The organism is Maribacter flavus (assembly GCF_008386635.1).
GTDB lineage: Bacteria > Bacteroidota > Bacteroidia > Flavobacteriales > Flavobacteriaceae > Maribacter > Maribacter flavus.
This window is the reverse complement of the sequence record NZ_VUOE01000002.1, coordinates 356,397-381,505: the sequence shown is the minus strand read 5'-3', so window position 1 is coordinate 381,505 and position 25,109 is coordinate 356,397. Positions and strand designations below refer to the sequence as shown.

The window sequence follows — 25,109 nt, the reverse complement described above, 5'->3', positions numbered from 1 at the left end:
CATTTAAACGGTAATGGCCTTGTTAAGATATGTTCGAAAGGGAAGCATTTCCTTATAGACACCGAAAACCTTTTCGTTAAAATTATCTTGAAACAGCAAGGTATTATCAAATTTTGCCATCACGGCAAAGGTCTTTTGTTTGATTAAATCGATATGGGGATGGTCCTCAGAAAAACCTTTGGGAGGCCTTGTGAGTTTTACGTCTTCTATCAAACCTCCAAAGGCATTTTTAAAAGAAGGCTTTTCCAAAATGTCGACCAATTCTTCTCCATTATAGTCGATGGCATCCCTAATGCTGGCCAATCTCTTGGGGTCCGGTCGCCATAACCCTCCGGCGAACATGGATTCCTCCATCCCAATTTCGATATAAAAATCGCCCGTGTTGGGCCTTTTATCCAAACCGGCACCAAAATGGTCCTTATAAATGGGTCGGTTTGGATGATATAGTAAATTATTATTGATACGGTTGATTCCCTTTTTACCTGGCGTATCATAATAATCATCATACTGCCGTAGAAGATTATCGTTCAGTTCATCAAGCCATCCAACGAATTCATTCCGAACTTGGTGATACCACTTTCTATTGGCATCCATCCATTCCTTATTGTTGTTTTTGTTGAGTTCTTGTAGAAAAGTAATTAAGTTTTTGAAATCCACTTGTTTCGTTGTTCGTTGTTGGTTGTTTGTATTTTGGACTTACGCTGTGCGCAATACGCTGATCGCTATTCTTGAATTTATATCTATTTATTGCTAATTGATAATTGTTTACTGCCAACTGCCAACTGCCAACTGCCAACTGCCTAAACAAACTACTCAGCACTCTGCACTCAGCACTCTGAACTAAAAAACTTGAACTTTTTACTGAATTTGAACTTGATTCTTGAGCTTGTATTTGAACTTTAAAATCGGTTATCCCCGTCCAACAAATCCCCTAAGGAACCAAGGATACTGCCTTCGCCCTTGTCCTTGCCACCTCGCGGGATTGCTGCCAATACCCGACCTGCCAGTCGGCTGAAAGGTAAGGATTGGATGTATACGGTACCCGGACCCCTAAGGGTAGCAAAAAAGAGTCCTTCCCCGCCAAAAATGGTATTTCGTATCCCACCGATAAATTCAATATCATAGTCCACATCCTTGGTAAACCCAACGATACAACCGGTATCGACTTTTAAAACCTCACCGGGACCCAACGTCTTTTTGGCCAAGGTCCCCCCTGCATGTACGAAGGTCATACCGTCGCCCTCCAATTTTTGCATAATGAAACCTTCACCCCCAAAGAGCCCGCGGCCCAATCGTTTTGAGAATTCAATTCCGACAGAGACGCCTTTAGCTGCACATAAAAAGGCATCTTTTTGACAAATGAACCTGCCGCCCAGTTCAGATAAGTCGATGGGCACAATTTTACCGGGATAGGGAGAGGCAAAGCTCACCTTCTTTTTACCTTGACCTATATTTAGGAAGGCGGTCATAAAAAGGCTTTCACCCGTTAGCATGCGCTTACCTGCCGAAAATATTTTACCCAATACGCTATTATCCTGGTTGCTACCGTCCCCAAAAATGGTATTCATCTTAATATCGGTGTCCATCATCATAAAGCTACCGGCTTCGGCTACGACGGCCTCTTGCGGATCTAGCTCTATCTCCACATATTGCATTTCTTCCCCAAAAATCTCGTAATCTATTTCGTGTGCGTTCATAGTTTGTAATTTTTTTATTTCCCGTGAAGTCGGGAATCTTTGTTTTTTCTTGATAGTTATTGGTTGTTAATTTGAAAAATTTGTTACAGAAGATTCTATATTGAATTCTATCAGAACATTATTAAAATAGTTTTGTGGAAATTTTTCAACTAACGACATGGATTATAAAACAAGAAGCTTTAATTCTATTGCTTCAACTTTACCGTCCACTCAAAATTAAAAGTACTCACCACTACCCCATCGGTATTCACACCAACCGATTTCATCCAGACCGTTTGTCCTTCTCCCGTAGCGATCGTTTTCTCCAAAGCTTCTTTGATGAGTATCCCATCCTCACATGTAAATGTGATTTTTCCAGTGGCCTTTTTGGAGAAATTGGCGTTGTTGTTGGCCACTAGCATGGAAATTTTTTTGCCCGTGGCATTAATCTGATCGATCATCATGGCCCCTGTGGAGAGTTCTGCGGCCATACCCTGCACTGCCCAAAACATGGAATTAAAGGGATTTTGATTGAACCATCTATGCGTAACCGTCACTACGGCCTTCTGCTGGTCCAAATATTTTAAACGTATGCCACACCACCAGGCAGAAGGTAACTTAAAAAAGGTGAACGTATTGAATTTACGGATGCTTACGGCCATTGTTGTTCTGTTTATTTTCTAAAAATATCGATAAAAATCAATATCCTAAAATGTTAATAAAAAGTTAATTTTAAGTACTATGTGTTGCATAGTACCATCTTTTAACTATATATTTGCATTGTAAGTTATTATGCAATCAATATATTCTTATAAAACCTAGTAACTTAAAATAGTATCAAATTAAAGAACGAACCATGACCGAATCACTATCAAAACACGAAAGAAACCTCTCCGCATTGATACATGCGAGTACGTTTTCCAAATTCTTTATCCCTTTTGGGAATTTTATTGTGCCATTGATATTATGGACAGCCAACAAAAAGGAATATGACTTTGTGGACCATAATGGAAAACAGGCCTTGAATTTTCAGATTAGCCTCCTACTCTATTCCATTGTTTTGGGAATTATTAGTATTCCCTTTTTCATAGGCTTTTTTCCAAACATCTTCGATTTCGATTTTTTTGGTTTCGGGCATTTAAACAAATGGAACAATCTTAACTTTCACTTGGATAGTGACGATTTTAGGTTTGGTACTTGGTTGGTACCTGTTGGAATTACAGGACTATTACAGGGCGCATTATTCGTAGTGAACATTGTCTATACCATATTGGCAACCATCAGAACCAATGAGGGACAAACTTTTCAGTATCCCATAACTATTAAATTCATAAAATAATGAATCTTTTGAAAATAATCATATATAGCATCGTTGCCTTTTTTACAAGCATGGCATTTGGGCAGGTTTCAAAGGATTCTGAACTGTATAGAACCATTCTGGAATTGGACAACACCTACTTCACCGCTTATAATACATGTGATATGGAAACACAGACGGCCATTTTTGACGAAGACTTGGAATTCTATCATGATAAAGGCGGTTTGGCAACGGACAAAAAAGCAATTTTAAAAAGTATTGAAAACAATATTTGTGGGAAGATAACCAGATCCCTGGTCGAGGATAGTGTAGAGGTCCATGCCATAAACGATTTTGGGGCAGTTCAGATAGGAATGCACACTTTTTTTAATAAAGAAGAACCGGACGCAGAATCAAAACCATCGAAGTTTATAACCATTTGGAAAAAGACGGACGACCATTGGCTAATGCACAGAGTAATAAGTTTACATTAAAATAATCAGGGTACTCATCACACCCATAGGAGTTTATGAATCAATCAAAAATCAATCAAGGATGTTTTTTCATCTCCCGATAGCTATCGGGAAAAAAACGAACCGTTAACCCATGCAGACCACAACAACGCGGACAGAGCAATCTCCACTTGGTAGGTGGCCGCATAAAAAAGAAAAAGACATTATGAATGTAGAAAATACAAAAGCGCAGATGCGTAAGGGAGTCTTGGAGTACTGTATCCTGTCCATTTTAAACGGACAAGACAAGTACGCCTCGGAAATCCTGGATACGCTAAAAGATGCCAAAATGCTGGTGGTGGAAGGAACCATTTACCCGCTATTGACAAGGTTAAAAAATGCCGGGCTACTCAACTATCGTTGGGAAGAATCCACATCCGGACCACCAAGAAAATATTATACCCTAACGGAGACCGGTAAACTTTTCCTAAAGGAACTGGACACCACCTGGGATGAATTGAGAAAAGCCACCAATCTGGTAACCAACACAAAAAACAGCTAACAATGAACAAGACAGTAAATATAAATCTAGCGAATACGCTATTCCATATAGACGAGGATGCGTACAACAAAATGCGTAGGTATTTGGAGAGTGTAAAACGCTCCTTTGCCAATACGCCGGGAAGCGATGAAATTTTAGCCGATATAGAGGCCAGGATCGCAGAACTTTTCTACGAAAAATTGGAGAACGAAAGACAGGTAATCACCCAAAAGCAGGTGGACGAGGTAATCGCCATTATGGGTCAGCCCGAAGATTATGTGGTGGACGAGGACATTTTTGAGGACGAACCAAAGTCCAAAACTACGGGTCCGGCCCCACGTGTAAAAAAGCTGTACCGTGATACCGAACAAAAATATGTAGCAGGGGTATCCTCGGGTCTGGCCCATTACTTGGGAATAGATCCGTTATGGATACGAATCCTTTGGGTCTTTTTGACCATAGGTTCCGGCGGAGGCTTTATCCTACTCTATGGACTTCTATGGATATTGATACCAGAAGCGACTACCACGGCACAAAAACTGGATATGCGGGGTGAAGCTGTGAATATCAGCAATATTGAGCGAAAAGTAAAGGAGGGTTTTGAGGACGTTGCGGATCGTGTAAAAAGTGTTGACTACGAAAAAGTGGGCAATACCGTCAAAAAAGGAGGCAAAACATTCTTTGATACCCTTGGGGACATTATTATGTTCCTATTCAAGATTTTTGGAAAATTCATAGGAATCTTATTGATTATCATAGGGGCTTCTACCTTGATAGGGCTGTTCGTAGGATTGATTTCCGTGGGGGTAATGGACATGGTGAACGTACCGGGCATAGACTTCTACAATGTGGTCAACTCCAGCAATATGCCCATCTGGTTGGTATCCCTATTGGCCTTTTTCGCCATTGGAATCCCGTTCTTTTTCCTGCTGTATTTAGGGTTGAAGATTTTGGTCAAAAACCTGAAGTCCATCGGGAACATTGCCAAATTCAGTCTCTTGGGCCTTTGGTTGATCTCCATCATCGTATTGATAATCTTTGGTGTTAGGGAAGCGGCATCGCATGCCTATTCCGGTAGCGATACCTCAGAACGGGAAATCTATTTTGAAAATACCCTGGACACCTTGGACATACGCCTGGCCACGTTCGACTATGACCGGGACCGTAAAATGCATATGGGAAATATGATTATCACCCACGATGACAATGGAGAGCGGATTTTGGTATCCGAAAACGTTCGGTTCAGGATTCGTAAATCTACCGATACCATTTTTAGGATCGAGGTGCGGCGGGAAGCCAACGGCCCCTCATTTGCAAAGGCCAAGGAAACTGCTGAAGCCATCGATTATGATTACACCGTGTCCGGCAATAGCCTAGTTTTGGACAACTATCTGCAAATACCGGGAGATAGTAAGTTCAATGACCAAGAAGTACGGGTAAATCTTTTTGTTCCCGTGGGAACCGTTCTTACCTATAATCGCGGGGAAGGTCGCAGTTGGGTCATGCGTGCCGATACAGATCGAGATACGAACGACTTGGACGGCTATACTTGGCAAATGGAAAACGATAACGAACTACGTTGCCTTGATTGCCCCGCCGATATGGAATTTGACGAAGGCTCCAACAACAGGGTGCGTATCAATGAAGATGGCATCGATATCAACATCAATGATACCGATGGGGAATCATTTAAAATGAAAATCGATGAAAACGGGGTCCGTATCAATGCGAAGGACAACGACGAAGAAAAAGTGGATATCAACATCGATGCAAATGAAAGCAAGATAGAGATACAGGCACAGGACGGTGATACTACGATGCGAAAGACCATTTCCAAGAATTAATTTCAAAGATTACAGTTCAGAAAGAGAAAACGACAGATCGGTAGCAATCATTTACTAAAAAGAATACAAAACATCAATTTTACATCAATCAAAAAAGCAACAACCTAAAAAACAACAATCATGACAACACTAGTTAGAGTAACCATCGCATTCGTACTTGCACTATTTCTTAGCTCCTGTGGCTTCGACATAAACTTTGGGGACTTTGGGTCTGGCAAGGCCGGGAACGGCGTAGTAGTGGAAGAATCCAGGGAAGTAACGGAGGATTTCAATGAGGTCCATGCTTCGGAAGGTATACAGGTCTATGTTACCCAGGCATCGGACTTTAGCATTTCAGTAGAAGGTGACGAAAATATTATCGACCTCATCGGTACGGATATTCGCAACGGAAAATTAAAAATCCACGCTATTGAGAACATTGGAAGGGCTACCAAAAAAGTTTTTGTTTCCCTACCGGAGATCACTTCCTTGGAAAGCTCCAGCGGGGCCCAGCTAACATCCCAAAACCTAATTAATGGAGACCATATCAATGTAGATTCCAGTAGCGGTTCCATTTTGAATATAGAGGTGAACGCCAATCACATGGACATAGATGCAAGCAGTGGCGCCAATATTGAAATTACAGGAAACGCCAAGCAAGTGTATGTAGACGGCAGCAGCGGTGCGAATATTAAGGCGAAGGACTTGATTTCCGAAGAATGCCGTGCCGAAGCCAGCAGCGGTTCCAACATCAGCGTGAACGTGTCCGACCTTCTTACGGCGGATGCCAGTAGTGGAGGCAATATATCCTATAAAGGCGACCCAACGGTGAAAAAGAACAAATCGGTTTCCGGAAGTGTACATAAGTATTAGAAACTGTCTTTCATCAATCAATCAACCAACGGACCCACTGAAAAATCAGTGGGTTTTTCTTTGTATTTCTCCCAATTTGGTCTTGGAAACCTGATTGGTCTTTTGCATCTTCGTGTAAAGATTTGACCCATGCAGATACAGCTTCAAAAACACATCCTTGCCCTGCGGCACACCTTCAGCATTTCTAGGGAATCCCATGATTTTCAGGATACCTTGATTGTGTCTCTTAGCTTAAACGGACATACAGGGTTTGGGGAGGCCACGAGCAATCCGTACTATAAAATTACCATAGAGAGCATGATGGCCGAAATAGAAGCCGTTCGAAAAGAGGTGGCGGCATATGATTTTCAAAATCCAGAGGCCTTCCATGGATTTCTAAGGGCAAGGGGCCTTTCCAATTTTGCGCTTTGTGCCATGGATCTGGCAGCCCATGACCTTTATGGAAAATTAAGGGGCAAGCCTTTATACGAACTTTGGGGGACACAAAACGACCGTTACCCACTTACCAATTACACCATTGGTATAGCGCCCGTGGTGGATATGGTGGCCAAAATGAAGGAAATGCCTTGGCCCATCTATAAAATCAAGTTGGGAACACAGGACGATGTCGCCATCGTACGGGAGCTACGAAAACATACCGATGCCGTTTTTAGGATAGACGCCAATTGTGCTTGGACGGCCAAGAAAACCATAGCAAATGCCCCGGTGCTGAAGGAACTTGGCGTGGAATTTCTGGAACAGCCCTTAAAGGCCGATGATTGGGAGGGTATGGAAAAAGTAGCACATCATAGTGTCCTACCCGTTATTGCCGATGAAAGTTGCATTTTGGAAACCGATGTGGAAAAATGTGCCTTACATTTTAATGGAATCAATATTAAGCTCACTAAGTGTGGAGGCCTCACTCCTGCCCTGCGCATGATTAAAAAGGGTAAAGAATTGGGACTAAAAGTCATGGTAGGATGTATGACGGAATCTTCCGTTGGTATTTCGGCCATTGCACAGTTATTACCACAATTGGATTACGTGGATATGGACGGAGCAATGCTTTTAAAGGAAGATATTGCCAAGGGCGTGGAGATACAGGAGAACGGAAAGGTCATTTTTCCGGAATTGGCCGGTAGCGGTATAACCCTATTATAAGCTTCATGGCCTTGTACATCGATTCATTTCCAGGAAGACAGATTACGGTAGCGGATGAAAAATACCTGTACTTTGGCGGGACATCCTATTTGGGGCTCCAAGACTATGAACCCTTTCAGGATCTATTTATCAAAAATATCCGGAAATACGGCACCAATTATAGTGCTTCCAGAAAATCCAACGTCCGGTTTTCGGTATTTGCACTGGCAGAGGACTATCTTGCAGATTTGGTGGGCAGTGAAGCCTGTATAACACAATCATCCGGTTATTTGGCGGGACAGTTTTTATCGGATTATATCCACAATAAATCCTACAAGCCCTTTTTTGCACCCAATACCCACTCTGCACTTTTCAGGAACAAGGTCAAGAACTATGTAACCTATGCCAGCTTGAACATAGCGCTGCGAAATTACCTGAATGAACCCAACGCCAAAACACCGGTACTTTTCATGGACGCCATTGATTTTTCAGGTGGTGGTTTTCCCAATTTTGAAAGTTTGAAAATACTTCCCCTAAAAGATATAGTCATCGTGGCGGACGATTCCCATGGCATTGGTATTATTGGAAATAACGGGAGCGGTGTCTATCGTTCTTTGGAGGCGTTGAACCCTAAAAAACTATTTGTATGTTGCTCCTTGGGAAAGGGGTTTGGGATACAAGCGGGCGCTATTTTTGGAAACAAGGAAGACTTGCTACAAATGGAAAACAGTTCGTTTTATGGCGGGGCAAGTCCGGCAAGTCCTGCCGCGGTGGCCACCTTTTTGGAAGCAACGCCCATCTATTATGAAAGACGAACAATACTGCAGGAAAATCTAGCCCGATTTTTGGAGAAGTTGGAATCGCTGAAGCATTTTAGGTACATGGATGGGCACCCAACATTTACCTTTCTAAATCCGAAGTTGGTGGAATTCCTTGAAATGCAAAAGATGGTGATTACCAACTTCAATTATCCCGATGATGCTTCAGACAATATGAGCCGTATTGTACTTTCTGCCTCGCACCGCTCTTCAGATATCGAGTTGCTTGTAAATACCTTAAATTCATTTAAACAGTAGAATCCAGATAAAACATTAATGAATATTTTGTAATTATTATATATAAATTTTGTTAAATTATTAATATTATTTGTATCTTTTATGGTATTAATAATCATTAAATAATTTGGCCATGAAAAAATTAATTGGGTCGGTTTTTTTGATGTTTATATTGGTTACCCTTACCAGTATTGCTTCCACAAAACTGCAAACACCAAATTCCCTGGAAGGGACTTGGGAGCTAATCAACCGATATAATTATGATGAACAAGGTGTTTCGGACACCTTACAAAACGTAAATGGATATCGGCAAGTAAAAATCTACAGTAAAGGCAAAGTAATGTGGACTCGCTACTCACCTGACGATCCAGTAGAATGGTTTGGATATGGGTCCTATACCAATACTGAAGACGAGTTGGAAGAGCGTTTGGAGTTTGCCTCCGCAGAAATGATGAAGGTTCAGGACACCGTGAAAGTCTTTAAGTTTGAACTGGTGTTGGACGAAAACAATTACAGCCAGATTACCTTGGACGATAACGGCAATAGAATTTATGCCGAAAATTATAAACGAATCGATTAGAAAAGCGGCATTTTTATGGAACAAAAAAGCGCCATTCATGGCGCTTTTCTATTTAGTTTAAATGATTCTCAAATATTATAGTTGTCCGCTACGGTCTCAGCTACGGAACCAATAGTGGCCAGGTAACGTTCCGCATCCAGGGCCGCCATACATCCCGTACCCGCCGCGGTAACGGCCTGTCTATACTCCTTGTCCTGGGCGTCTCCGGAGGCAAAAACCCCGGGAACATTGGTTTTGGTTGATTTGCCCTTGGTAATGATATAGCCCGTTTCGTCCATATCCAATTGACCCTTGAAAATATCCGTGTTGGGCTTGTGCCCAATGGCAATGAACAGACCGGTGATGGCAATCTCCTCCTTTTCCCCGGTTTGGTTGTTCACCATTCTAAGTCCTTCCACCACTTGGTCTCCCAGTACCTCGTCCACTTCCGTATTGTATTTTATTTCGATGTTCTTAAGGCTCTGCACCCTGTGCTGCATGGCCTTTGAAGCCCTCATGTAGTCCTTACGCACCAACATGGTCACTTTGTTACAGATATTTGCCAAATATGAGGCTTCTTCTGCAGCGGTATCCCCTGCACCCACAATAGCGACGTCCTGTCCCTTATAGAAAAATCCGTCACAAACGGCACAGGCGGAAACTCCGCCGCCGCGTAATCTCTGTTCACTTGGAATGTTTAGATATTTGGCCGAAGCCCCGGTGGAGATTATTACGGTCTCCGCCTCGATTATCTTATCATTGTCCACGGTAATTTTGTGGATATCGCCCTCTTTTTTTCCGAATTCCGCCTTGGTAACCATCCCAATGCGTACTTCCGTTCCAAAACGCTCCGCCTGCTGCTGTAACTGCACCATCATGGAAGGTCCGTCTATTCCTTCTGGATATCCGGGGAAGTTGTCCACCTCCGTGGTCGTGGTAAGTTGTCCGCCCGGCTCCATACCTGTATACAAAACCGGCTTTAGGTCGGCCCTTGCCGCATAGATGGCGGCTGTGTATCCCGCAGGACCGGAACCTATAATTAATGTTTTAACTCGCTCTATTGCATCCGACATAATAATACGCTTTCATTTAGTTCTACAAAAGTAAGTTTTTGGACAAAAACCTTACACCTAAGTTATCAAAAGTTTTCACAGGCTACAATTGTTCCCAAGGATGAAAACATGGATTGAACGAAACCTTAAAATAAAAAAGTGAACCTAGTTGAAAAAACCCCGTATATAAGGCAGAAACCTATTTGAAGCTATTATGAAAACACTGCATTGTGCTGTAGTGGAGGATTCTAAAACCCATCTCAAGATATTGGAAAAAAATATTGATTTGAATCCCCACCTTGAACTAATAAAATCCTTTAGAAACGGTAAAGAGGCAAGGGATTTTTTGAAACTTAACCCGATAAACCTGCTGTTTCTTGATCTAGAACTACCGGATATCAACGGATTTGAAGTTTTGGAACATCTTAATGGTGACTTTTCCACCATTGTAACCTCAGCAAATCCAAACTATGCCATAAGGGCCTTCGATTTTAATGTAAATGATTATTTATTAAAACCATTTTCCTTAGAACGATTTAACAAAGCAATACATAAGGTTATTACGAACATCAACCTTTCTAAGGAAATTGAAACTGATGAAAACAGTATATTGGTTCGATGCAATTTAAAGGAAGTTCGGCTAAAACCCAAGAACATTCTTTGGGTGGAGGCCTTGGGAGACTATATAAAGATTGTCACTCAAGAAAAGAAGTTAGTCGTACTCTCTTCCATGAAGGCCTTTATGGAAAAACTGCCCTATGACAAATTCTTACGAATACATAAATCCTATATCGTCAATATAGAAAAAATAGAAATGTATAATCATGCCCATGTTCAAGTAAGGGACAAAAGACTACCCATAAGCAGAAACAATAACCTCGCCTTGGACAAATTGCTCAATTATTGGAACTGACCGTGATTATTCAAGCATGGCTGCAGTGGCGACCGTCCTAAATCCCGTATGTTCCAATGAGGAATCCATACTGGAGCCCATCCTGGCGGAAACGCGATAGCTTGCGCAGTAGGAAGCGCTACATAAAAAAGAACCACCTTTGATTACCCTTTCCTTGGCCAAGGGGTTATTTGGAGTAAACGGGGCTTTGGCACCTTGTGGATTTCTTTGAACCATGCCCGAAGCTTTGGCCTCCTTATAATAATTTGTATTATACCAATCACTGGTCCATTCCCAAACATTGCCGGCCATGTCATATAGCCCATAATCATTGGGGGGATAGGACTTCACAGGAGCCCTCAATTCAAAGCCATCGGCTTTTGTATTCGTAACGGGAAATTCCCCTTCCCACGTATTGGCTCGGTCCTTTAGAACCGTAATATCATCGCCCCAAAAGAAGGTGGTTCCGACTTGTCCGGCTCTGGCTGCCAGTTCCCATTCCGCCTCGGTAGGTAGGCGTCTACCGGCCCATTCGCAATAGGCCATGGCATCTTCAAAGGAAATCTGAACCACGGGATAGTCGTCCTTACCTACAATGGAACTACCGGGACCATTGGGGTGTTTCCAATCCGCACCAATGGTCCAATTCCACCATTGTGAAAAATCATACAGATTGGGTACAGATGTTTTCGTTTTTTTAAAGGTAAGTGCCCCGGGCTGCAGAACCGAGTCATGGGGTTTCTCCGTGCCCTCCGGCACCTGTTTTTTTAACTCCTCCCAATCTATGGCTCTTTCGGCGGTCGTAATGTATCCCGTTTCGGAGACGAAATTTTTGAATTGGGCATTGGTGACCTCTGTAACATCCATAAAAAATCCATCCACCAACACATCAATGGCAGGTTTCTCATGCTGCATGGCCATTTTGTCCTGTTGAACGGCCCCTTGTTTCAATTGCCCGCCAGGTATCCAGACCATACCTTCCGGTGTGGAAATACTTTCTGGTTTCTTTACCAGTATACTAGCCGCTGTTGCGGCGATAGGACTAGGTTCATTTTCAGTTTTCGGGCCATCTGCAGGTTTTTTTGCCTCCTCTTTGCATCCTAAAAGAATTAGTGAGATTACTATCGGGATATAAACTATGAAGAATTTTTGCATCCTAAATGTATTAATCATCCGTAAATCTACATATTATGCCACAGGAAGACAATAGCAATACCTTATTACACCTAACAAAAAACACCTGGACAGGCCAGGTGTTTTTTTATGCTATTTTCAATGAAACCCTAATGGAGGGGTTTGTTGCTGTAAGTTAAATACCTCTACAAAAGAAAATGTTTAAATATCAAGATATTAACCTAATTTTAAACGTGTTAACTATTAGTTTCCTTTCTTGTAATCTTCCAAGAATTTGGCCAAACCACTATCTGTTAAAGGGTGCTTTAAAAGTCCTTTTATAGCGGATAATGGGCCCGTCATCACATCTGCACCTATTTTTGCACAATCCAAAACGTGCATTACGTGACGCACGGATGCGGCCAAAATTTCCGTTTCAAAGCCATAGTTGTCGTAAATCAAGCGGATATCCGAAATCAGTCCAAGTCCGTCCGTGGAGATATCGTCCAACCTACCAATGAATGGCGAAACGTAGGTAGCTCCTGCTTTGGCGGCCAATAATGCCTGTCCGGCAGAAAAAACCAACGTTACATTGGTTTTGATTCCTTTATCTGAAAAATACTTACAGGCCTTTACACCATCGGCGATCATGGGCAGTTTCACCACTATCTGCGAGTTCAAGGCCGCCAACTTCTCCCCTTCTTCGACCATTCCGTCAAAATCTGTGGAAATGACTTCCGCGCTCACATGTCCGTCCACCAAATCACAGATTTTTTTGTAGTGGTTAAGGATGTTCTCTTTTCCTGTAATGCCTTCTTTGGCCATTAAGGAGGGATTGGTAGTAACCCCATCCAGTACCCCCATATCCTGGGCCTCTTTAATTTCGTCGAGGTTTGCCGTATCTATAAAAAATTTCATCGTTCGTTATTTTATTTGTTTAAAAATTCTATCACCTCAGTATACACTTGATCTCCCGTAAATCCAAATTTTTCGTCCAAAACTGTTGCCGGAGCGGAATATCCAAAGTGGTCAAGTCCGAAAACCTTGCCATTTGGCCCTGCCAAACCTTCTAGGTTTACGGGCAAACCTGCAGTAAGTCCAAAAACGGGCTTATTGCTTGGAATCACTTTTTCCTGGTATTCCTTAGACTGTTGTCTAAAAATACCTTCGGATGGTATGGAGGCTATATTCACCCTAAGCCCTTTCTTTTCCTCCAACAGTTTGGAAGCGTCCATTAAGGTAGAAACCTCGGAACCATTGGCTATTAGTATTACATCCGGATCCTTGGATTCTTTGACCAAATACCCACCTTTTTCTGCACCAAGAGCAGCTTCATAGCGACTACCGGACTGCGCAGCAACGTCCTTGATATTCTGTCTGGATAAAATAAGCCCCGTGGGCGTCTTTTTGTTCTCCATGGCCATTTTCCAAGCAACGTTGGTCTCTTGCGAATCCGCCGGACGCAAGGCCACAAAGCTTTGCGCATGACTGTGGTTCTTCAATTTTTCCAATAATCGAATTTGAGCCTCCTGTTCAATGGGTTGGTGCGTTGGACCATCTTCCCCTACCCTAAAGGCATCGTGGGTCCAAACATACTTGACAGGTAATTCCTGAATTGCACTCAAACGTATGGCAGGTTTCATATAATCCGAGAAAACAAAAAACGTTGCCACAACGGGTATAACGCCTCCATGTAACGCAATTCCATTGGCAACGGCGGCCATGGTAAGCTCAGCTACTCCAGCCTGTAAAAAGGCTCCGGAGAAATCCCCATTTTTAAGAATGGTCGTCTTTTTTAGGAAACCATCCGTTTTATCGCTGTTGGACAGATCCGCAGAGGAAACAATCATGTTCTCCACGTTCTCAGCCAAATATGCCAACACATTCGAGGATGCAGCCCTGGTAGCCTGACCCTCCTTTTGGGCTATGGAACCAAAATCAAGTTCTGGTAACTTACCGTCAAAAAAGCCATCCAATTTACTGGAAAGCTCGATATTTTCTGACCTCCAGGCATCGATTTCCTTTTTCTTGGCATGTGCAGCGGCTCTTTTTCTTCCAAGGACATCCTCATAGAACTCGGCCACTTTCTTGAAAATCTCAAACGGATTTTCAACATCGGCACCCAAGTTTTTCAAGGTCATTTCATAATCCGCCCCGGTGTCACCAATAGGTTTTCCATGCAGTTCCGTATGACCTTCGTAAGGCGCACCATCAGCGGTGACACAGCCTTTGCCCATGATGGTCCTACCAATTATTAAGGTGGGTTTCTCCGTTTCCGCATTGGCATCGGCTAGGGCCTTTCTGATTTGGTCATGGTCATGACCATCAATAGTTACCACTTTCCACCCCCATGCTTCGTATTTCTTGGCGGTATCTTCCGAGGTTACCTCATCAGTCTTCGAAGATAGCTGAACATCGTTTGCATCGTAGAACATAATGAAATTGTTCAAGCCCAAATGCCCTGCCAAACGGCCAGCTCCCTGGGATATTTCCTCTTGAACACCACCGTCAGAAATAAATCCATATACCTTATGGTTCATCCAATCCCCAAAACGGGCTTGTAGAAACTTGGCCGCAATAGCAGCACCAACGCCCATGGTATGTCCCTGACCTAGTGGTCCTGAAGTATTTTCAACCCCTCTTGCCACATCAACTTCGGGGTGGCCGGGAGTCACTGAACCCCACTGTCTAAAATTGGCAATATCCTCTTTCTTATAGTTTCCCAGCAAATAGTATTGGGCATACATCAAGGTAGATAAGTGACCCGCATCCATGAAGAAGCGATCACGGAACGGCCAATGCATATCTGCAGGGTCATAATTAAAGAATTCGGAGTACAGAATATGCATAAAATCAGCCCCGCCCATGGGTCCGCCCGGATGTCCGGAATTTGCCTTTTCTACCATGGCTACGGCCAGCGCCCTAATGTTGTCCGCTGCCAATTGATCAATTTCCTGGTTCATGTATTAAAAGGTTGTTTGAATTTTATTTGTTGCTTTTAAACTTCTCGCCCCAAATATACCCCATTTGGAGCGCTATTTAAAATTAATATAGCAGATATAACAAATATTATGTGTAATATATACATTTAAAAAGCATGGTTTTTTACCAGTATTCTCATTGGTCTCTTTTGTGTAACTATTTGAACATAAAAAAACCCACAAAAGTGGGTTTAGTATTTGATCCAAAATGTTGTGTTATTGTTGTGCCATCTCCAAGTTAATCGTCAAATCGATTTCACTGCCAATAGCAGCACTGGCTTCACCAACTCCAAATTCAGTCCTATCTAGCGTACCAGTCAATTTGAGTCCGGCCTTAAGCTTTTGACTTCGTTGATCGGTAATGACACCGTTGACCTTTCCCTCTAGCTTAACTGGTTTTGTAACTCCGTGCATGGTAAGGTCTCCCATCATTTTAAAGGTATTATCACCTGTTTTTTCAACGGATGTTGTCTTAAAAGTCATTGTGGGATGGGCTTCTACGTCAAAAAAGTCGGCACTTTTTAAATGTCCGTCCCTTCTTTCATTGTCGGTATCAACACTAGCGGTATTGATAGAAACTTCAAAGGATGGGTCCATGAACGAATCTCCTGCAGTGGCGGAAATTTCGAATTCGTCAAAATTGCCATCCACCTCGGATATTAGTAAGTGGGTAACCGCAAAACCAATTTTTGAGTGTGCCTTGTCCGCGGTCCAAGTTGATTGGGCACCAACAGCCAAGCTAGAAAGAAGTATTAATAGGAATAGTTTGTTTTTCATAATGTTCTATAATTTAGTTGTTTGTTAAATGCATAGGACCCTAAAGAAATCGAATGGTTTAATATGAATATGTTAAATGTTTCATAATTAAATAGTATGCTATTCGACTAGTATTCAGTTTTTTAAACCCTTGCCACATCCAACCAACAAAATTCCTCCCACAACAGGAATTACCGTTTTAAAATCATAACTTTAGAAGCGATCGTAAAGAATAATTCCAAGAATGAATCACATTACGGTCCAATAGAATTTTCTTTTAGGGTATTTGTAAATGGGTTTGTTTTTTATAAAACCTCAAAGAAATTATTGTCGACCAATTGAAATTTATATCCAACGTAAACCATGAGAAAAATTAGACCCTTCCTTTTCGTATTTTTTATCTGTATGTCATTGACCTTTGCACAGCGTGATTTTAGTGAAGTAGACATAACCTCGGAAAAACTCACCGAAAACGTTTACGTACTTTTTGGTGCCGGAGGCAATATAGGACTGGCTATTGGTGAAGATGCCGCTTATCTCATCGACGACCAATTTGGGCCCCTGACCGAAAAGATTGTGGCGCATGTTCAAACGATTACGGACAAACCCATTAATTTCGTACTGAATACCCATGTGCACGGTGACCACACGGGCGGTAATGAAAACTTGGCCAATGCCGGAGCCATGATCATTGCCCACGAGAACGTTCGCAAGCGGATGGTTGAAGCCGATGAACCCAGACCCCAAGAGGCGTGGCCCGTTGTTACCTTTAACGACAAAATGACCTTATACCTCGATAACGGCAAAAGCGTGCACGCCATGCATGTGAATCCTGCCCACACGGACGGTGACACCTATTATTACTTTCCACAGGACAATGTCATCCATATGGGCGACAATTTTTTTAGCGGTCGCTACCCCTACATTGACTTGGGTTCTGGGGGCGACATCGATGGGTTGATATCCAACACCACAATGGCCTTGGAGCTTATTGATGAAGAAACCAAAATCATACCCGGCCATGGGTCCGTTTCCTCAAAGACCGATTTAAAGGAGTATACGGATATTTTGACTACCTTGAAGGAACGTATCATAGCAGCTAGAAGTGATGGAAAATCTTTGGAGGAGGTCCAAAAAATGGGAATTTCCAAAGAATGGGACGAAACCCACGGACAAGGCTTTATCAATGCGGACCGGATTGTTGAATTCATTTATAAATCTGCCGATTAAAAACTTAGTAATATGAAAGAGTTACGAAAAGAAGACATCAAACAGGAGGTATTTGACCTATATGACGATTACGCCCACAACCGGGTAAGTAGAAGGTTGTTCATAGACAAACTTTCCACCTATGCCGTGGGTGGTATTACGGTATCCTCCTTGTTGAGTTTTATATCTCCGGATTACGTTAAAAAAATTCAGATACAGGCCGATGACCCCAATTTAAAATCGGAATACATCCATTACAACTCGCCCAAAGGAGGTGGTTCCATCAAGGCCTTGCTTTCAAGACCGGCCGATGCAAAAGAACAACTCCTTGGTATCGTAGTCGTTCACGAAAACAGGGGGCTGAATCCGCATATTGAAGATGTGGGCAGACGTGCCGGACTGGCCGGATTCATTTCCGTTGCCCCAGATGCCCTTACCCCCCTTGGTGGCTATCCGGGCAATGACGACGATGGCAGGGAACTGCAGCGGAAGCGGGATAGGGACGAAATGCTGGAGGACTTCATTGCGGCCTTCGAATACCTCAAAAACCATCCGGAATGTAATGGCAACGTGGGTGTCGTAGGATTTTGTTTTGGCGGATGGATTTCAAATATGATGGCCGTTAAGGTTCCGGACCTTGGTGCCGCTGTACCCTTTTACGGAGGTCAGCCTACGGAGGATATCGATAAAATAAATGCTCCCTTGCTACTGCATTTTGGCGAATTGGACAAACGGGTCAATGAAGGTTGGCCTGCATATGAAGCAGCACTTAAGGAACATGGAAAGCAGTACGAAGCCTATATGTACGAAAACGCCAATCACGGCTTTCATAACGACACTACCCCAAGGTATGACCGGGAGGCAGCGGAGTTGGCCTGGAAAAGAACGATAGAGTTCTTTAAAAAGAAATTGTCCTAAGATACCCTCGCAATATCTACGGACACTTTAAGCTTGCTTTTTCCGCTTCCATAGACCACTCCTTTTAAGGGAGGTACGTCATAGTAATCCCTGCCCCAACCCACCACAATATGCTGGTCCTTGGGGATTTGGTTGTTCGTTGGGTCAAAATCAACCCATCCAAAACCGGGAATGAAGATGGAGAACCAAGCATGCGAAGCATCGGCACCCACTAACTTCTCCTTACCAGGCGGTGGTAATGTTTCAATATACCCGCTCACATAGCGTGCAGGCAGCCCCACTGATCGTATGCAGGCGATGGCAATCTGCGCGAAATCTTGACAGACCCCCTTTTTTTCTTTCATGACCTCTTCCACCGGTGTAGAGATACTGGTGAAGCCGGACACAAAATCGAAATCGGTATAAATACGTTGCATCAGCTCATGGGCGGCATCAAAAACGGACCGGTTTGCTTGAAATGAAAGCTCCGCATATTCCCTAATATTTTTATCGGTACGCCTAATAAATATGGATTCCAGTACAAACTGTTTCGCCTCCATGGTGGCAGGGTCATTTTCGTTCAGGGCATTGAGCGCCTGGGTCATGGTAATACTTCTACAGGCATCGGAAAAGAACGAATCATGTATGGTCCCATAGTGCCTAATAATCTTGCTCTTGGTCATAACCTTGAGGGTATCGTGCTCCGCTTGTATGGAAAATCGGGTTATATAATTTCCGAAAAAATCCAATCGCTCCGTGATCTCAGCAGGTTTGGGGCTGATGTTTATTTTATAGTCCAACAATTCCTGTCCGTCAGATTTTCGTGGCCTCAGCGTGGCGATATTATGGCAGTAATTGACCGGGGCATTGTATTTATAGGTGGTGATATGAGTAACGTTAAAGACCATGCTTAAATGGGAAATGACTGGGTGAACATTTGCGTCTGTCTATCCGTGTGGTTGAAATAGGTGCTCGTTAAGGATTGGGAAGTTTTATATAACAGATCGGAAAGCTCCCCGAGAAGACTGTCCAAATCCTCCCTGACCACATCGTTCTTGGATTTTGTCATGCACAATTTGTTCGATTCCGATAGTCGTAACTTGGAAAATGCGCTAAAAACATATTTCTGGTAACTGGTAAGCTGTTGGTCCTTTCTGGAGTGTGGCAACCGAGCGATATCCTTTTGAAGTCTTTTGATCATAAACGTGAGGGACCTTGCATATTCCACGTCCAAAATCACCAAATCCAGTACATGTTCCAATTGTATGTGCGACCGATAACTATATCTGTAAATATTCAAGCTTTCATGACTCGTAAGCAGATACTCCAAAAGATCATACTCTACCTGCGATTCATATTTTACGGCCAACAAGGAACGGCATTTGGATATGGTCAACATACTTTGTTCCAATTGCAGACCTATGAAATAAAGTAAAAGTCCTTGCTGTACCATGATACTTTCCTCGATAAGTCCCATAAAGGCGATTAAGCGGGTAATCAGTTGGTTCAGGACTTTTAGAATTTTTAGAATGGACGGATTCTCGTCCTCCAAAAAGCCCTGCCATAGTTTTTGGATGTTCTCAAAGACCCGCCACATATCCGAAGACCACAGGTTCCGAATGGAATAGTAGGAATTACTGAACATTCCAATAGTATGGGCCAAACTACCCACCCTGTTTTTGTCCCGAATAACAGAAAGCATTTCCTCATAGGGACTGTCCATGGCCGGATTGCCATCCTTGTTTTTTTCGGCAAAGCCGGGATAGGTGCCCGTTAAATGGGTAACGGTCTTTAAAAGTACTTGTAGTTTTAGGGCTTCCGGCTTTTCATCCCTGTTCTGCACCATGGCCAACTGACGCATTACCGTTCTTATAAATCGGGCATTTACGAGGGTTCTACCCACATAACGGCCGGCCCAATATAGGTTTTCGGCCGTAAGGCTTGGCAAATCGTCCAGACCGGATATGGCTATAGCCGATTTCTGTTCCCAATTTTTATTTTTATCCTCCTTAACCACTTGGTCCTCAACCACCCAAAAATCCTTGCTTGTACCTCCCCTTTGATTGGAAACCCGTACGGTCCTACTGTCCGGTGCTACCCGTACCAATCCGCCGGGCATGACACTGTATTGGTCGCCCGATGCAATGGAAAAAGCCCGCGTCACCACGTTTCTAGGCTCCAGGATGTTTCCCGATAGATTGGGCGCCGTAGAGAAATTGATTTGTTCTTGGGCCACGAACCTATAGGGCCTCTCCAATATTTGCGCTTTTAAGGACTCCAATTCGCTATCGCTCAAAAACTTGCCGAAATAAATGCTCTCCCTATTGGTGCGGTCTATGCGCTTGACCACCAAATTGGAGAGGTTATTTAGTACGTAGTTCTTTTCCTTTTCCTGCCCGCACCACCAGGAAGCAATTTGCGGAAGTATTAGATCTTCGTTTAAAAAGTATTTGGAAATGGCATGCATGAAGGGAATCAAACCGGGGTTTTCAATGACCCCGCTGCCTACAGGGTTAATGACGGATACATTTTTTCTTCGGACTACATCCAACAATCCTGCGACCCCTAGGTGCGAATCCTCCCGCAGTTCCAAGGGGTCCGAAAAGGCATCATCGACCCTACGCAATACCACATCTATCTTTTTAAGGCCCTGTAAGGACTTCATCCAAAGGAATCCATCGCGCACCACTAAATCATTACCCTGCACGAGTGGGTATCCTAAAAAAGATGCCATGTAGGCGTGTTCAAAATAGGTTTCGTTATGTGATCCTGGGGTAAGGATTACAATATTTGGATTGTCCTTTTTTCCGGGTGCGGCATGTATCAACATCTGATGGAACTCCTTAAAAAAGGTGGACAATCGGGTCACGTTCATTTTGGAGTACATCTCCGGAAGAATCCTACTTGTGGTGGACCGGTTTTCCAATGCATAGCCCATACCGGAAGGGGCCTCGGTCCTATCGTTCACCACCCAAAGACGACCGTCCGTTCCACGGGCCAAATCGGCCGCATAAATTGAAAGGAGCTTTTCCGTAGTATATTCGATTCCGGCACACTGGCGCAAAAACCCCCTGTGACCGTAGATAATTTCGTGCGGTATGATGCCGTCCTTGATCAATCTTCGTTCCCCATAGGCATCCTTCAGTACAAGGTTCAACAACTCCGCCCGTTGCTTTAGTCCGGCCTCCACATTTTGCCATTCGTTCCGGTGCATGACCAAGGGAACTACATTCAGGTTCCATGGCCTGTGCATTCCCTGCGGGTCATTGTATACGTTATAGGTGACCCCATTTTCCAAGAGCAACCAATCGATATCCTTTTGGCGTCCGGAAAGTCCGTTTTCTCCTAATTTATCAAAGCCCGTGAACAGCTTTTTCCAATAGGTCTTTACATCATTATTTGCGGTGAACAACTCGTCGTTCCCAAACTTTGTTTCATAGGTATTTAACCAGCTCGCCTTCGTAGTTGTGGACATTAAAATCTGCTAATTACTTCTTTCTTAAATCCGTTACATGCGGATATTCCGGATTTATAGGTATCTCTTTGTATGCAAATGTATTGGAAGCCGACTTAGGTTGTACCATTCTACCAGCAAAATTTGATGAAGGAACGACTTCCATCGGTACAACTTCACCTTGGGTATGGCCAAACTCCCAAAAACGGTTAATTCTTCTAGATTCCGCCTCATAACTATTTACCGGATAGGTATCGTAGGAACGGCCTCCCGGATGCGAAACAAAATAGGTACAGCCCCCAATCGATTTTTTGTTCCAGTCATCCACAATATCAAAAACCAAGGGTGTATCCACACCTATGGTGGGATGCAGGGCGGACCAAGGTTGCCATGCCTTAAACCGTACCCCAGCCACATATTCCCCTTTGGTTCCCGTTGGGCTTAATTCCACCTTGATTCCGTTGCACGTTAAGGTATAACGTTGTTCCGTAAAGTTTTTCAATTTTACCTGTACCCGTTCCAAGGAGGAATCCACATACCGCGCCGTTCCCCTTCCGGACATCTCTTCGCCCAGGACATTCCAGGGCTCAATGGCCATGCGTAGCTCCAATTGCATCCCGTTGATCTCAACCATGCCATACAGGGGAAACCTAAATTCAAAAAATGGGTCGAACCAATCCAATTTAAAGGGATATCCCGCCTCGTTCAACTGCCCCACTATATCCCTAATATCCTCTTTTACATAGTGTTCCAAAAGGAATTTGTCATGCAGTTCCGTACCCCAACGTACCAAATCATGTTTATATGGTTTTTTCCAAAACCAGGAGACCAAGGTGCGTACCAATAACATTTGCATCAGGCTCATTTGGGCGTGTGGAGGCATATCAAAGGCCCTAAGTTCCAGAATGCCCAACCGCCCAGAAGAAGAATCGGGCGAGTATAGTTTATCGATACAGAACTCGGCCCTGTGGGTATTTCCTGTGATATCAGTTAACAAATGCCTAAAGAGTCGGTCCGTCAACCAAAAAGGAACTTCCTTGTCCTCCGGGATTTGCGAAAAGGCGATTTCCAATTCGTACAAATTCTCCAAACGCGCCTCATCAACACGGGGCGCCTGACTCGTAGGTCCAATAAACGCTCCTGAAAACAGGTAGGAAAGCCCGGGATGGTGCTGCCAAAAGGTAAGCAAGCTGCGCAACAATTGCGGGTTTCGCAACAACGGACTGTCGCCGGGCGTGGGTCCGCCAAGGGTGACGTGGTTTCCACCGCCTGTACCGGTGTGCTTGCCGTCCAACATGAATTTTTCAGTACCTAGGCGCGATTTTTTCGCTTCCTCGTAGAGTTTAAGGGTATTTTCGGTCAGTTCCTTCCAATTGTTGGCAGGATGCACGTTCACCTCAATAACGCCCGGATCCGGGGTAACTTTTAAAACTTCCAATCGGTTGTCCCTAGGAGGTTCATATCCTTCCAGAATAACGGGCACTTGAAGCTCCTTGGCCGTTGCCTCGATACTGGCCACCAAATCCAAGAAATCATCGGCACTGTCCAAGGGAGGCAGGAATAAAAACAATTTATCCTCCCGTACTTCGGCGCAAATGGCGGTACGAACGTACGGATGTTTTTTATCGGAATTTATTACATCACTTTTCAACCGTTCATTCAAATCTGAGGCATACGGTTTTAGATGTGGTTTGGCCTCGAACAATTCCGGTTCTGCCGTGGGTTCCGAGGGTATCTCCGGATTTTTGGGCAGGGATTCCAACGGCAAACGCAGTCCTATGGGCGAATTCCCGGGACTTAAAAAGAGATGTGTTCCCCGAAATTTCCACGGATTTGTAATCCACCGATTCCCTTTTTTACTCAATGGCAATACATGCCCAACACTTTTCCCGACACCCTGTTCCAGCACTTCGCCCAATTTCTTACGTAAGGCAGAATCCTTTTCGTCGTATTTCTTTGGGTCGATATCCACGGGTAGTTTCCGTTCCTCCCACAAAAAGTAAAAGGCATCCTCGTAAGCCGGGATAATGGAATCATCAGGACACTTCAAATAGGTAGTAAGGGTTTTTAGAAATTTGGAGGTAATATCATTCGGCAGCTCATATTTTTTGGTGAAGGATGCCAATAAATCGGGTTCCTTCCAAATGGTATCGCCGTCCTTTCGCCAATGTACCCCGATCAACCACCTTGGGAGGGCCTCGCCGGGATACCATTTTCCCTGGGCATGGTGCAGCATCCCGCCTTTGCCAAAAGTTTCCAATAATCTGACCGAGAGGGAACTGGCCAATTGACGTTTATGCGCACCATCCGCAGCGGTATTCCATTCCTCGGATTCCATGTCGTCTATGGATACAAAAGTGGGCTCCCCTCCCATCGTGAGCCGTACATCGTTTTCCTGCAATTCTTCCTCCACGGCAAAGCCAAGGTTGTAAATGGCCTGCCACTGATCTTCCGTATACGGTTTTGTCACGCGGGGGGATTCAAAGATTCGGGTTACGGAATTCTCGAACTCGAATTGGGTTTCGCAGGGATCAGTGAGTCCATATACCGGAGCGGCACTTTCAAAGGATGGCGTACAGGCCAGTGGGATATGTCCTTCCCCCGCCAACAGACCGGAAGTGGCATCCAAGCCTATCCACCCAGCACCGGGGAGATATACCTCGGCCCAGGCGTGCAGATCGGTGAAATCCTCTTCGGGACCGGACGGACCGTCCAGGGATTTTTCATCGGCCTTCAACTGTACCAAATACCCCGAAACGAAACGGGCCGCAAGGCCCAAATGCCTAAGGGTCTGTACCAACAGCCAGGCAAAATCCCTACAGGAACCCAACTTTCTGGCCAAGGTTTCCTCGCAGGTCTGGACGCCCGGTTCCATACGGATCGTATAGTTCAAATACTTGTAAAGGCCTTGATTGAGACTCGTTAAAAAATCGATACTGCGTCTGGGTGTTTTGTCTATTTTGGATAACCATTCCTGTAACAGGGGCCCTTCTTCCGTAATTTCAAGATAGGGCAACAGTTCCTTTTTCAGTTCGGGTTTATAGGTGAAAGGAAAATTCTCCACTGATTCCTCCACGAAAAAATCGAAGGGATTGATGGTCTTCATATCGGCAATGATTTCCACATCAATGGAAAGTTCGTCCGTTTTTTCAGGAAAGACCAAACGGGCCAAATAATTCCCAAAGGGATCCTGTTGCCAGTTGAAAAAATGGTTTTCCGGCTTTATTTTGATCGAATACGCCTCAATGGGCGTTCTGCTATGCGGAGCCGGTCGCAGTCTAAATATGTGGGGGGACAGATTGACCCTTCTGTCGTATTTGTATCGGGTGTAATGTTTAATCGCTACTTTTAAAGCCATAT

22 protein-coding genes are annotated in these 25,109 nt (G+C 43.8%); 11 read left to right on the top strand and 11 right to left on the bottom strand.

Features of this window, described 5'->3' with window-relative positions; translation table 11 throughout:
* Window positions 1-3: 3 nt before the first annotated feature.
* From F0361_RS11935 to F0361_RS11925, 3 genes are all read right to left on the bottom strand, one after another.
* The gene (locus tag F0361_RS11935) at window positions 4-657 is read right to left on the bottom strand and encodes a DUF2461 domain-containing protein (protein ID WP_154918823.1); all 654 of its coding nucleotides are present in this window, start codon (window positions 655-657) and stop codon (window positions 4-6) included.
* 242 nt (window positions 658-899) lie between these two features.
* Entirely contained in the window at window positions 900-1,697 is a 798-nt protein-coding gene (locus F0361_RS11930) for a TIGR00266 family protein (RefSeq protein ID WP_138258511.1), read from the bottom strand.
* A gap of 185 nt (window positions 1,698-1,882) precedes the next feature.
* Window positions 1,883-2,338, bottom strand: a complete 456-nt coding sequence (locus F0361_RS11925) for a DUF4442 domain-containing protein (protein WP_154918822.1) — start codon at window positions 2,336-2,338, stop codon at window positions 1,883-1,885.
* A 194-nt stretch (window positions 2,339-2,532) separates the two neighbouring features.
* On the opposite strand from F0361_RS11925, the gene F0361_RS11920 reads away from it, so the two are divergent.
* The 8 genes from F0361_RS11920 to F0361_RS11885 all read left to right on the top strand — a co-directional run bounded on the left by F0361_RS11920 (window position 2,533) and on the right by F0361_RS11885 (window position 9,416).
* The gene (locus F0361_RS11920; RefSeq protein ID WP_138258513.1) at window positions 2,533-3,015 is read left to right on the top strand and encodes a DUF4870 domain-containing protein; all 483 of its coding nucleotides are present in this window, start codon (window positions 2,533-2,535) and stop codon (window positions 3,013-3,015) included.
* On the top strand, window positions 3,015-3,467 hold the full coding sequence (locus tag F0361_RS11915) for a nuclear transport factor 2 family protein (RefSeq protein ID WP_154918821.1): 453 nt from the start codon (window positions 3,015-3,017) through the stop codon (window positions 3,465-3,467). The genes F0361_RS11920 and F0361_RS11915 overlap by 1 nt, the downstream gene beginning before the upstream one ends.
* A gap of 184 nt (window positions 3,468-3,651) precedes the next feature.
* Window positions 3,652-3,987 carry a PadR family transcriptional regulator gene (locus F0361_RS11910; protein WP_099545205.1) on the top strand — a complete coding sequence of 112 codons (336 nt, stop codon included), beginning with the start codon at window positions 3,652-3,654 and terminating at the stop codon, window positions 3,985-3,987.
* Between the two features lie 2 nt (window positions 3,988-3,989).
* Entirely contained in the window at window positions 3,990-5,810 is a 1,821-nt protein-coding gene (locus tag F0361_RS11905; protein WP_154918820.1) for a PspC domain-containing protein, read from the top strand.
* Window positions 5,811-5,930: 120 nt separating this feature from the next.
* Window positions 5,931-6,662 carry a head GIN domain-containing protein gene (locus F0361_RS11900; protein ID WP_154918819.1) on the top strand — a complete coding sequence of 244 codons (732 nt, stop codon included), beginning with the start codon at window positions 5,931-5,933 and terminating at the stop codon, window positions 6,660-6,662.
* A 129-nt stretch (window positions 6,663-6,791) separates the two neighbouring features.
* Complete coding sequence (locus tag F0361_RS11895; RefSeq protein WP_154918818.1) at window positions 6,792-7,802, top strand: dipeptide epimerase; 1,011 nt, start codon at window positions 6,792-6,794, stop codon at window positions 7,800-7,802.
* A gap of 5 nt (window positions 7,803-7,807) precedes the next feature.
* Window positions 7,808-8,857: a PLP-dependent aminotransferase family protein gene (locus F0361_RS11890; RefSeq protein ID WP_154918817.1), complete on the top strand. Its 1,050-nt coding sequence runs from the start codon at window positions 7,808-7,810 to the stop codon at window positions 8,855-8,857.
* A gap of 112 nt (window positions 8,858-8,969) precedes the next feature.
* A complete protein-coding gene (locus F0361_RS11885; protein ID WP_138258519.1) occupies window positions 8,970-9,416 on the top strand; it encodes a hypothetical protein in 447 nt (148 codons plus the stop codon).
* Between the two features lie 68 nt (window positions 9,417-9,484).
* On the opposite strand, the gene trxB is transcribed toward F0361_RS11885, so the two are convergent.
* Window positions 9,485-10,468 carry a thioredoxin-disulfide reductase gene (trxB, locus tag F0361_RS11880; RefSeq protein ID WP_154918816.1) on the bottom strand — a complete coding sequence of 328 codons (984 nt, stop codon included), beginning with the start codon at window positions 10,466-10,468 and terminating at the stop codon, window positions 9,485-9,487.
* A 193-nt stretch (window positions 10,469-10,661) separates the two neighbouring features.
* On the opposite strand from trxB, the gene F0361_RS11875 reads away from it, so the two are divergent.
* Entirely contained in the window at window positions 10,662-11,360 is a 699-nt protein-coding gene (locus F0361_RS11875; RefSeq protein WP_154918815.1) for a LytR/AlgR family response regulator transcription factor, read from the top strand.
* A gap of 6 nt (window positions 11,361-11,366) precedes the next feature.
* Here F0361_RS11875 and F0361_RS11870 read toward each other — a convergent pair whose 3' ends face one another.
* From F0361_RS11870 to F0361_RS11855, 4 genes are all read right to left on the bottom strand, one after another.
* Entirely contained in the window at window positions 11,367-12,494 is a 1,128-nt protein-coding gene (locus tag F0361_RS11870) for a formylglycine-generating enzyme family protein (RefSeq protein ID WP_154918814.1), read from the bottom strand.
* Window positions 12,495-12,716: 222 nt separating this feature from the next.
* Window positions 12,717-13,370 (bottom strand): fructose-6-phosphate aldolase, encoded by a 654-nt coding sequence (gene fsa, locus F0361_RS11865; RefSeq protein ID WP_138258523.1) that lies wholly within the window; start codon window positions 13,368-13,370, stop codon window positions 12,717-12,719.
* Window positions 13,371-13,381: 11 nt separating this feature from the next.
* Window positions 13,382-15,415, bottom strand: a complete 2,034-nt coding sequence (locus tag F0361_RS11860) for a transketolase family protein (RefSeq protein WP_154918813.1) — start codon at window positions 15,413-15,415, stop codon at window positions 13,382-13,384.
* 234 nt (window positions 15,416-15,649) lie between these two features.
* Window positions 15,650-16,210, bottom strand: coding sequence for a YceI family protein (locus F0361_RS11855; protein WP_154918812.1), 561 nt, complete (start codon window positions 16,208-16,210; stop codon window positions 15,650-15,652).
* Window positions 16,211-16,552: 342 nt separating this feature from the next.
* Here F0361_RS11855 and F0361_RS11850 point away from each other — a divergent pair, with 342 nt between their 5' ends.
* A complete protein-coding gene (locus F0361_RS11850) occupies window positions 16,553-17,419 on the top strand; it encodes an MBL fold metallo-hydrolase (protein WP_170258001.1) in 867 nt (288 codons plus the stop codon).
* A 12-nt stretch (window positions 17,420-17,431) separates the two neighbouring features.
* Window positions 17,432-18,316 (top strand): dienelactone hydrolase family protein, encoded by an 885-nt coding sequence (locus F0361_RS11845; protein ID WP_154918811.1) that lies wholly within the window; start codon window positions 17,432-17,434, stop codon window positions 18,314-18,316.
* Here the strand turns inward: F0361_RS11845 and F0361_RS11840 are convergent.
* The 3 genes from F0361_RS11840 to F0361_RS11830 are packed head-to-tail and all read right to left on the bottom strand — an operon-like array spanning window position 18,313 to window position 25,107.
* Window positions 18,313-19,203 carry a transglutaminase family protein gene (locus tag F0361_RS11840; RefSeq protein WP_154918810.1) on the bottom strand — a complete coding sequence of 297 codons (891 nt, stop codon included), beginning with the start codon at window positions 19,201-19,203 and terminating at the stop codon, window positions 18,313-18,315. The two genes, F0361_RS11845 and F0361_RS11840, sit on opposite strands and share 4 nt — an antisense overlap.
* 2 nt (window positions 19,204-19,205) lie before the next feature.
* Window positions 19,206-21,770, bottom strand: a complete 2,565-nt coding sequence (locus F0361_RS11835) for a circularly permuted type 2 ATP-grasp protein (protein WP_154918809.1) — start codon at window positions 21,768-21,770, stop codon at window positions 19,206-19,208.
* Between the two features lie 13 nt (window positions 21,771-21,783).
* Window positions 21,784-25,107 carry a transglutaminase family protein gene (locus F0361_RS11830; protein ID WP_154918808.1) on the bottom strand — a complete coding sequence of 1,108 codons (3,324 nt, stop codon included), beginning with the start codon at window positions 25,105-25,107 and terminating at the stop codon, window positions 21,784-21,786.
* Window positions 25,108-25,109: the final 2 nt, after the last annotated feature.